Raw genomic sequence first — 12,531 nt, 5'->3', positions numbered from 1 at the left:
AATTTTTGCAATTTGCTTGTTTACTCTTTAATTTGGTAAAATTTTATGAAATTAGTTTTATATACACTTATAGTGTATATAAGAGAGGTGATTATGAAAAAACAAAAAAAGTTAACGTTAATTTCATTAGCTGCAATCTTAACTTCAGCTAGTGTTGTTTCTGCGTCTTGTCAAGCGCCAGGTTCATCAAAACCAATCGGCAGATGAACTGATTTAAACGATGGTGATGCACCAATCATCATTAAACCTGATCCGGTTGATCCATCTGGTGAAATTAAAATTACTGAACCAGGAGCAAATAATGGTAACGGTTCTCAAAACGGAGGTAATGACTCAAATCAAAACCCTGATGGAAAAACTGATGTTGAACGTGCTAAAGAAAAATTATCTAAACGTCTTGTTTCAAATAACTTCATATCAAAAGATCAAAAAATTAGATATGTTGCATTAGGAGATTCAATCACTGCAGGATATGATGGGGCACTTCCAAAGGATTATCCAGGTAAATTAGAAGCTAACGGTGAAATCACCGGAGCTTCTTATGCTGCGTTTTTAGCAAGATTACTAAATCAAAATTCAAATAATAGACTTGAATATTTTGAAAACTTCGCAGCTTCTGGTGCTCGTATAGTTGACTGATTTAAAATTTTCGGAATCGACTATGACAACCCTTACAACGACACACCTGATTGACCTGCTGTTAACAAAACTTTCAAAAACAAAAATATGCAAGAAATGGGTCCGATCATCAAGGAGCAATTAAAAGAAGCAAACTTAGTAACTATGTCAATTAGTGCTAATGACTTTTTCTTCTTGCTAATTGATACAGTTTCAAAAAGTGGACCAATGGAAATTGTTAATGAATTCAGAAAAGAAAAACCTAACTATGGAAAGATTATTGAGTTTTTCAACAAAGTTCTTACAAACACACTTCCAGAAGTTAGAAAAAGAGCTTTACTTTTAGTTAATGAACTTAAAAAACTTGCTCCAAAAGCAAACATTAACTTAGTAGCTTACCCATTACCACTTTCTGGTTTCAAAAGAGCGATTGATAAATTCTTCCAATCTAAATTAGAAAACATTCCAGTAGATCCGACTCAAGTTTTATTACAACAAATTAACAGCTCATTGTATGATGTTGCAAAAATTGCAGATATTAATGTACTAAATGCATACAATGTTGATTATTGATCTGCTCATTCAGATGAAATTTCTGATGTTTATATTGATATTCACCCTAACACAAGGGGATACAAAAAAATGGCTATGGATATGTATATTAAACTTACATCTCCATCTTTTGACCTCGCAAATTTTGATCCAACTTATAACTTTAACCAAGATTATTTACTCACCGACTCTACAACACTAAAATACCAAATTGAACCTTTTGTAACTAACTTACAATTATTCGGGCCTGATACAAATTCATATTTAGATTCTTCAATTCCATTCATTGATGAAATTAACAAACTTAGAACTCCATATAATTACCCTGATAGACTTTTAAGAATGTCAGCTACATTTAGAAATGTAACTGCATCAGCAATTAATGGTCTTACAAATAATGAACTTTATAAACAACTTGATCCAGAAGGTAAATTAAAGGATTTAATTCTAGATACAGAAAACAATGGTGAAAATGGTTTTGTTACAATCATTGAATCTATTGTTAATTCAGGATTAATTCAACAAATTTACTTAGATTTCCAAAATGAATTATCAAGATTAAACAGAGAAGACAAACTTGAATTAATGGAAATTCCTCAAATTTTCATTAAATCAGTTCTTAAAGAAGAAAACTTATTCAAACTTATTAGAGCAATTGCGTCTTCAAAATTCATTACACATAAAAAACCTGAATTAATCTCAGCTCTTCAAGGTGTCATTACAAACTTATTTACTGTAAAAAGCGAAATGATTTCAGATGCAATCACAGGCCTTGCTTACAAATATGTTGAACCTTTCAAAATTGAAAAAGATGATCTTAAATCATTAATCACTCAAATTGTAACTAATCTAAATATTTCAAAAGTTATCGGACTTGCACTTGAAAGTTTCATTAGTAACTCTGAGCAATTTGCACAAGTAGAAAACTTACAACAATTAATCAAAGTTTTCCTATCAGATAAAGAAAACATTAAGAAAATTGCAAACTCAATTTCTGATTTTGCTTGAGACATTGTTTCAAATGATGTTATCAAAAATATCCTTAAAGACATTTTATGAAACTTACTTGAAAACAATGGATTATCAAACCAACTTATCAAAGCTCAATCAGATAATTTTGTTGATAGTTTATTAAACAGCTTAACAAGAGTAAAACCAGAATCAATTAAAGAGTTTATTTCAGATTTTATTTCTCAATTTGCTGACTTATTAAATCAAAACGAATCAGCTTCACTTGACAACATTAAACAAATTACAACTCAAGCAGGAAAAATTGCTATCGATAATTTTGTTGCTAAAATGAACAACTCAGATTCTGAAGAAGAAACAAATGAATTTAATGTTTTCAAAATTCTTAAATTCATTAATGATTCAAAATTAGTAACAAACAATCAAACATTTATTAAACAACTTGTCAAGAATGTTTTAAACAATCTTGATCGTTTAAACATCCCCTCAATGGTTGCGAAAGCATTATCATCAACAAAAATTACTTCATTTGTAGGTGAAGAAAATGTCGATTCACTTGTTAATTCATTGCTTAAAAATCAAAACTTACATAACCTTGTAAATTACTTAGCTGAATCTTATGTAGATAATTTTGCAGAATTTGCTGATGTTGAAGATTTAAATGCATTAATTCAAAAATTATTAGTAATTCCTAACTTAGAAACCGTTAAAGAGCACCTTGAAAGATTAGTTGCTGACTTAACTGATGATCAACTTGCTTCTAACTTACTTGGTAATGTACTTAAATCGGTTGCTAAAAAATACAACCAATCAGCTAGTGATGAACAAATCACAGCATTTGTTAACGACTCAAAAGTTGAATTATTAAACTTTGTAAAATCATTAGACATTATTAATCCACTTATTAATTTTGTGTTTAGTGAACTTGAAACAATTAAATCAAGCAGCACATCTTATGCTGATTTAAGGGTATTACCTTCAAAAATTACTGATTTCTTAAAATCAAAATTAGCTTCTGACCCTATTGCTTTAGTTAAAAAAGTTGCTAACTTAGAAACATTTAGTTCTCATGCACTTATCTGAAAAGAAATTATTAAAAATGTATTTGCTGAATTAAATGAAAACAATGCAGTTGTTTCAAAAATCAAAGATACTTTAATTTCTATAGTTTCTTCAAATGAAACTTTAGCTAAATATACAGATATTGATGAAGTTAAAACAATTATTAACAAGATTTTTGATACAGAACAAATTAATTCATTAATTCCAAATGTGCTTGATTTAATTTTTAATAACATTGCAGAATTAAAAACAGTTGAAAACATTACTGACTTAATTAATTTAGTAATCAACAAACCTGAATTCAAAACTATATTAACTTCAAACATCAAACCAATTCTTGATAATGTAGTTACTGATTTAACAATCAACAAAACTCTTACAAAAGTGTCTGCAGTTTTACTTGAAAAAGCAGGATTTACTTACGATGCTAAATTCAATTCAATGTTAAATACTGTATTTGCAAACTTAATTAATAACTTAAGTGCAGATAATAAACTTAACAATTTAATTGCTGAGGTTATTGCGTTATTCGATAATGAAAACATTACATTAAGCAGTTTAACTTTACAATTACCAAATGTAATTCTTAAAAACTTGAAGGTGACAGAATTTGAGTTTATTAAAAATCTTTTAAGTGCACCACTTAGTGACATTGAAAAAGCTTCATTGAAAGAATTTATTCAATCATTATTATCACAACTTAAAACAAATGATAAAGTTTCAGAATTTATTAATAATTTAAATCTTGATTCTGTTGCTACAAAACTTAATGTTACAGCAGAAGAACTTAAACAATTACTTAACGACATTGTTGTTTCAGAACCTCTTGTAAATATTGGAACAAGTTTAACTGACTTTATCTTAAATAACCAAGAACAAATTGCTAACTTATCTTCTTTAACTGATTTAGTAATTTTGGTTCTTAAGGATGCTAACTTTATTCACGATGTTAAAGATTCGCTTAAAACTGCATTTGATGCATTAAAATCAAATCCAACAATTAAGAAAATGGTTACTGGATTTATAAGCAACCTTGTGAAAACCAATGAATCAATTAGTTGATTACTTCAAGATGTTCAAAACATTGATGGATTAGTTTCTGATTTATTTGATTTATTACCAAACTACAGTGATACATTTAACATTTTTGCACATATCTACAGCGGTTTAGAAGAGTTTAATCAAAATGGAAACTACACAAAAATATCTGATTTAGGTACATTAATTTTCAAATCATTTGCAGAAGAATTTGGTGGAGAAAATCAAGAAACAAACATTATCAAAGCAATCAAGATTTTATGTGATAGCTTACTTTCAAAACACAATCAAGATATTAATCAAATTATCACAAATGTTTACAACAAGATTGCTACTGATTCACAAATGTTTGAATCGATTTTCGCCAAAGTTCCTGCAAACTTAAAAGAAAAGATTGAAAATTATGTTTCATTTGATAACTTAAAAGAATTAGTTAAATTTATTTTAAACAATGACTCATTCAAAGTTGTATTCTTAAATCAACTTACAAATGTTCTGAATTCAATTGCAACTACAGAGCAATTTACAACTTACAATGATTTAATAATCACAGTTCTTAAAGGGTTTGATTATGAGCAAATGAAATCTAACTTAAGTAATTTCGTTTCTGAATTATTTGAAAACAAAAATAACAAAGTTACATTAAAAGAGTTAATCAATAATGTTGTTAAATCAACTCTTCCTGACTTATATTCACAATTAAGCAAGGACTTCGTAAGTGATTTAGTGGATAATTTAATTCCATTATTAAATTCATTAAACATTTATCAACCTGCATTTGACAAGGTATTTGAAGTTCTTTCAAATGCTAAAAATTCAGACGAACCATTAAGTGTAATTAAAACATTACCAAATGAAATTGTTTCATCAATTGTTGCTGAATTTAACAAAGATAAGCAAGCATTTGTAAACAAAATCTTAGCTTCTCCTATTTATTCAGAAAACAAACAATTCATCAAAAACTTATTACACTACTTAGTCTCAACAATCTTAGTTAAAGATTCAACAATCACAAAATTAACTTCAATGATTAATGATGCAAATTTAGGTGAATTAGTTTCATCAGAAGGTGCATCACAAGTAGCTAACGATGTTTTAAGAAATAGTAATTTACCAACATTACTTAACTCATTAGTTGATGCAATTGTTGATAATGATTTATTAGATTCAATTTTTACAAATCCTAAAGATGTTATTTTCAAAGCTCTTAAAAATTCAAATGTTACAACAGAACACAAATATGAACTTGCAAGTGTTATTCATACAATTTTAAGTTCAAATGGTTTAGATAAACTAATGCATAAAGCATTAAATAAAATGCTTACTGACCAAGATTTATTATCTTCAGAATTACCACTTGAATTCTATACAGCACTTAAACAAACTTTAAATCAATTAATTAACTACAACCCTACAAATACAATGGTTGATCAACTAATTGAAATCGTTAATGCAGGTCTACAAGAGTCAAACAGTTTAGATGAATTAATCAAGTACATTACTTCAAATGTAAAATCATTATTAAACATTAAGGAATTTGGATACATTAAAACATTATTAAATTCAAACATTTGAAATTACTCAAATCAAATCAAAGAATTAGTTTCTAATGTAATTTCTAAATACTATGTTGATGAAAATATCCAAAAAGTTGTTGCAATGATACCTGTTGCATCAATTGCTGATAAATTAGGAATTGATGCTCAAGTTTTATCAGACTTATTTGTTGATATTCTTAAGTCACAAAATACTAAAGACATTATTAATTTAGTAACAAACTTTATTATTGATAATAATTCAGCAATAAGAGAAGCGAACTCATTTGACCAATTAGCCATTGCTATAGCTTCAAATGAAAACTTTGTTGCTTCAATCAAACCAAAAGTTCTAAACATAATTGACCAGGTGATGACAGGAACAAATGCAATTGAAAAACTTTCACAAGCTTTAGCAGCATTTATTAAGAACCCTGATTATGCAAAATATTTTGCAGGTGTTCAAGAACCTGAGCAATTAGCTAAAAACATTATTAACATTTACTCAATTATCGATAGAAACTTTGGTGTTTCGGAAATCGCTTTTGATGCTTTAATTAACTACATTAAAAAATCAGGAATTACAAACTTCTCAATTTCATCAGTTCTTTCTTCATTTACTAAAACAATTAAGGAAAGAATTTCAGAAGATCCATCTGCATTTGAAACAAAAATTGTTTCAACATTCAAAGAAATCATTACTTCTGACTTATTTACAAAGAGCAAGGATGATTTATTAAAAATCATTGACAATGTATTCAATGTTATTCCAGCTAATGAATTAGCTACAAGTATTGTTAACCAAATAATTTCAAAGGCAGGAAATTCATTTGAAAACTACTTCTCTAGAGATGAATTAATTTCACTTCTTGAATTTATTTTAAGTAACCAACACTTTAAAAACTTATTTGAAAAGATTGCATCTAATGCAATTAAAAGAGCAAACGAATTTGCTGATGTAACTTCTTACATTGATATTATCAAGAAAGCGTTTGTTTTAATTGATCCTCAATCAGTTAAAGAAGATACAACCGGATTATTAAACGGATTATTAACTAACCAAGTTACAAAAGATTTTGTTTATAAATCACTTGTGAAATTATTTGGAACCTTAAACATTGAAGTTACTCCTCAAGTTGATAAATTGTTCAGAGATTTATCAAATAACTTAAAATGAGTTATTGATTCACTTGAACTTGTAAATCCTGCCTTGGATATCTTCTTTGATAAGTTAACAGAAGCCTCACAAGCTGAAAATGAACAAATCTTAGCTATATTAGGACAAATTCCACAAGCATTATCAGATTTAATTAACAAACAAGTTCTTTCAGATATTAAAGGATTTGTTGACAAAATCATTAATCTTGACGTTGTTACTGATAACTATGAAACAATTATTAACTTAATTCCTAAAGTAATAATTGCGTTAAGAAATAATGGAACAATTACAAAACTTGTAAATTCGCAAATCAAAAAGCTTTCTGATTCAAATACATTATTCAAATACACAACTAAAGAACATTTAGCAAACTTTATAAACGAACTTATTTCAATTAGCGAGATAGATGATTTACTTCTTGAGTTTGTTCCATGATTACTTGAGGATAAATCTTGAACAAATTACATCAATTTACCACTTGATGTAATTGAAAAATTCAAGACTAATACAGAAAAAACTGAATCACTTAAATCAAAAATTCAATTAATCATTGAAAAAACACTCAAGTTTAACTCAACTAAAGTTATTGTTTTAGATTTAATTAATACATTCGCTAGAAAATACAACATTCAATTAGCTGGAATTAATTTAGATAAAGTTGTAGGTGACTTATTACAAAACTTAAACTCATTTGCAATCTCTGCTAAATTATTACCTAATGTTGCAAATATCTTTGTTGACACATTTATTTCGACTAAAGATACAAACCAAACTATAAGTTCTGTAGTTGAATACATCAAAGGATTACTAAAATCAGATGCATACAACATTGTTAAATCATTATTCAAACATTTATCAACATTAGCAGTTAACCAAGATGAAGTTATTAAATTAGTTAATGCAATAATTGAAACTATTAAAGTTAATGATGAACTTAAAGAAACAATCATTTCTAAGTTACCATTAGATAAATTACTTGAAAGCTTCGGTATTACAAAAGACCAAATCAAACAAGCTTATGATTTAGTTGTAAAAATGCCTGAAGTTAAGGATTTAATCAACACAGTCTTAAGATTCTTATTCAAAAACTGATCAAGTTGATCTAATGCAAACTCATTTGATGAATTAATTGTGATTATTTTAGAAACACCTGATCTTAAAGAATCAATTACAAACTTAGTTTCTAGAATTATTTACACAATCACAAGTGACCAAAACGTTCAAGATATGGTTGCAACTGCTACTGTCAGATATCTTCAATCATCACCTTACGCTTCAATTTTCAATGACATCAGCGATCCTACACATTTAGTTAAATCACTTTTAGCTAACATTAAAGGAATTGATAATGAATTAAACCTTATTGAGCAAGTTGCAAATTCTATAGTTAAATTATTATTGCAAAGACAAACTAATATCACAACTTCAGATATTACTTCAGCTATTACAAGTGCACTTGGTGCAATTACTAAACAAGAAGGATTTGAACAAAAAGCAATCAGATTGCTTAACTTAGTAATCAAATCACTTAAACAAGCAAATCATCAACAAGATTTATATTCACTCATTACAAATGCACTTCACTTATTTGAGGACAGAATTAACTTAGGTGAAATTATTTGAAACATCTTTGATGATGAAACACATAGTTACCTAGAAGAAAAAGTTATTTCTCAAGATTCATTTGTACAGTTAGTTAACTCAGTAGTAACTTCTGATGAATTAAAAGCATTAATCACAGAAGTTTCAAGTTACATTGTTGAAAATAATCAATTCTTAGAAAACACAACTACTTTCTACGATATTCTTAAGATTTACTTAAATGTAAATGAAAATGTTAAAAGATTTGGTGATTTAGTTGAGGGAATAATTGTTAAAACACTTAACAATGACATTAGTAAAGGTGTTGTTAAAAAATTACTTAATAGATTTATCAACTTCCTTGAAGTTCCAAGAACAAGTGAACTTGAAGAATTTATTCCTACATTAATCGACAACTTACCAGTTATCTTACAACGTGTTGGAATATTCAGATCAGTTGTAGATAGTATTGTTTCAACATACAAAAAATCTGCTTCATTCAGTGAGTTTGGTTCAAGTGTTGTAGGAGCAGTTGTCAAAGGAATTGACTTTACAACATTCAATACAGTTAAGAAGATTCTTCTTGATCCATTTATTCAAGATAATAAACAAAAAATTATCGACTTATTCAGAAGTATCATTACACAAATGCTTAATAATAAACAAAAATTATCAAGAGTTATTTCTCAATTTGGTTTAGGAAAAGCGTTATTAGGTACAAACGATTATGACACAGCAATTAACAATATGGCTGTTAATGCATTAGGAAACGAAAACTTAATTAACTTATTAGTTACAGTATTCACTGATGTACTTGATAGATCAGAAGATTATGCTAAACGTAATTCATTCTCATCTGTGCTTAATGAAATCTTTGTTTCACCTAAATCACCTCAAATTAAGCAATATATTGTTCAATGAGTTAACCACATTTTAGATAATGAAGATGCTGAAATTTCTCATGGTATTGGACTTATTATTTCAAATATGTTCAAAGGAATGGGATTTGCGTTTAATGATTCAGATTCACAAATCTTTGACAACATGGTTTCAGGATTATTCAAAACTCTTAGAGGTTCAAGTGAACTTACAACTATTGTTGACAATATTTATGAATTAATTAAAAAAACTGACTTTGAACAAATCGAAGACAGAATTAAAGCTCTTAAAGATATTGTTATTCATGGTATTATGTCAATCATCTTGAATAAAAATGGAAACATTTCAATGGATAAAATTCTCGAAAAAGGACCATTTATTGGAAAAATTATCAAGAATATGGGTAATGGTACTTTTGTTAAATTTATCAACAGATTGTTTGAAAGTTCAACATTACAACCTGAAAAAACTGGTATTTACAAGATTATTGATGGTCTGATGAATCCAAATCAATCTTCATCATCTTCGTCATCTTCATCTAATAATAATCAAGGAAGCTCATCATCACCAAAATACAAATTTGAGTTTGACGTAAGTATTTTTGAAATTGTGGGTAGAGTTAAAGAATTTATTAAAGAACTTTACATTCCTATCTGAGAATATATGTTTGAAGAAATTCAATCAGGTAGATATAACACAAGTCTTAGAAATAATGGTTACAAACAAAATGATGCATATAAAGCAGTTTTCAGATTTACAACATTTGCTTTATGAGCCGCTAAAGAAAAAGGAAATATTTCAGATTTCTTATTCTGAAACGCAACAACTCTTGAACTTGAAAACATCTTCCTTGATGGAACTGAAATGGCTTGAACAACAGTTAAAAATAGACACGCTCAAGAATTCAATAGATGAACAGAGGAGCAAAAACGTGCATTTGGTAAAGCAGAAAGAGGAAATGGTTACAACTATGAATTTATAGTTGGAAATAGATCTAACAGTACAAATAACTCAAACTATTGAAAAGATCAAGTTTTAGTTTACATCTACTATAGAAAAACAAAACCTATTGATAAATTCACAAGAAAAACTAAAACAGAAATTCTTTACGAAATGCTTAGAGATGGATACATTAATAAAAATTAATCTCTAATTTCAAAGTGCTACACACTGGTTGTGTGGTGCTTTTTGTATAGATTTGACTCTAAAACTTTTAACTTTGAAATAATGAAAAATGTAATACAATAGATTACAAGAGTTTTAAAACTACTCTTACAAAAATTAACAAATATATCAGTAAATATGGATTCACTTGGGTGTGCTAATCATAGTGCTAGGTGCTCGAAATATTTACGTAGCAAAACAAACTAAAAGGAAATTAAAATTATGAACAACGCAGAAAACAAAAAAGAAAATGTTAAAGTTGTTGAAAAACAACAAAGAACACCAATTGTTTCAAAAACAAAATTATTAGAAGCTGGAGCATACTTCGGACACAAAACTCACGCTTGAAACCCAAAAATGAAAGATTACATTGTTCCGAACAAAAAGAACAAAGGATCACACATTATTGACATTATCAAAACACAAAAATACTTAGAATACGCTTACTCATTAGTAAACACATTAGCATCTAAGAATGCACAATTTATTTTTGTTGGTACAAAAAAACAAGCTAGAGAAGCAGTTAAAGAAGCAGCTGAAAGAACAAATTCATTATACGTAACAGAAAGATGATTAGGTGGTACATTAACAAACAACCAAACAATCATGTCACGTGTAAACAAAATGAAAGAATTAGAAGCTAAAGCAGCTAACGGATTTGCTGGATACACAAAGAAAGAAGCTTTAGACTTACAAAAGAAATTAGATAAATTACACAAAAACTTAGATGGAATCAGAAACATGAACAGATTACCACAAGTAATGATTGTTGCTGATCCAAATGAAGATGCAATCGCAGTTAAAGAAGCTAAAAGAAAGAAAATCAAAGTTATTGGTATTTTAGATACAAATGCTAACCCAGATTTATTAGACTTCGGAATCCCTGCAAACGATGACTCTTCAAAATCAATCGCTTTAATTATGACAATTTTAGCTGACGCTATTGTTAAAGCACGTGGTGGACAAGTTAAATTTGCATACCAAGAAGACGATAAAGTTGTTTTACCTTCATTCCAAAAACAAGAAGAAAACTCAAACAACTAATTAATCACAAAATAATTTAATCAAGGAGTAATCATGGCAGACATGAAAATGGAAAAAATTAAAGAATTAAGAGCTAGAACAAATTCAGCCTTAATCGATGTTAAAAAAGCATTAGAAGCTACAGAATACGACATTGACAAAGCTATTCAATGATTAAAAGAAAACGGAATTGTTAAAGCTGCTAAAAAAGCAGGTCGTATTACTGCTGAAGGTGCAGTTTCAGCTCATGGAACAGATAAAGAAGCTGTTATGGTTGAAATTAACTCAGAAACCGATTTCGTTGCTAAGAACGACAAGTTCCTTAACTTATTAAACGAAGTTACAAAATCAGTTTTTGAATCAAAGGCTAACACCTTAGAAGAAGCCTTAGCTACAAAAATGAATGACAACGAAACTGTTGAACAAGCTTTAATTCAAGCTACATCAGTTATTGGAGAAAAAATTTCTCTTCGTCGGATTCAAAGAGTAGTTGCTGAAGAAGACCAAGTTTTAGGTATATACGTTCATGTTAACCGTCAAGTTGCAGCAGTAGTTACAGTTAAAGGTAACAATGTAGAAGCTGCTAAAAACGTGGCAATGCATGTTTCAGCTATGAATCCTGAATTCACATTAGTTTCAGATATCCCTGCAGAAAAATTAGAAGAAATCAAAGCAGGATTTGAGAAACCAAATGGTTTTGACTCTAAACCAGAAAAAATACAACAACAAATTACAGAAGGTTGATTAAACAAACAATTATCAGAAATCGTTTTAGCTAAACAACCTGTTGTTGTTGACGATTCAGTATCAGTTGAAAAATACTTATCAAATCACAACGATGAGTTAGTTTCAGCTGTTAGATTTGAAGTTGGTGAAGGTATTGAAAAAGTTCAATCAAACTTTGCTGACGAAGTAGCTGGAATGGTTGTTAAGTAGTTCTTACTTAACTTC

At 28.4% G+C, this 12,531-nt stretch carries 3 protein-coding genes; all 3 read left to right on the top strand.

Translation table 4 applies throughout. The features are described 5' to 3' along the window. Positions 1–93 precede the first annotated feature (93 nt). Positions 94–10,539, top strand: a complete 10,446-nt coding sequence (locus tag VBM89_RS01760) for an SGNH/GDSL hydrolase family protein (protein WP_323188591.1) — start codon at positions 94–96, stop codon at positions 10,537–10,539. Between the two features lie 240 nt (positions 10,540–10,779). Further along, entirely contained in the window at positions 10,780–11,601 is an 822-nt protein-coding gene (gene rpsB / locus VBM89_RS01755) for a 30S ribosomal protein S2 (RefSeq protein WP_323176468.1), read from the top strand. A 33-nt stretch (positions 11,602–11,634) separates the two neighbouring features. Further along, positions 11,635–12,516 carry a translation elongation factor Ts gene (gene tsf, locus VBM89_RS01750; RefSeq protein ID WP_323188590.1) on the top strand — a complete coding sequence of 294 codons (882 nt, stop codon included), beginning with the start codon at positions 11,635–11,637 and terminating at the stop codon, positions 12,514–12,516. The last annotated feature ends 15 nt before the right edge of the window (positions 12,517–12,531 follow it).

Origin of the sequence: Mycoplasma sp. 1199 (assembly GCF_034863365.1) — a bacterium.
In the GTDB taxonomy this organism is placed as follows: Bacteria; Bacillota_I; Bacilli_A; order Mycoplasmatales; family Metamycoplasmataceae; genus Mycoplasmopsis.
This window is presented reverse-complemented; position numbering and strand designations above follow the sequence as displayed.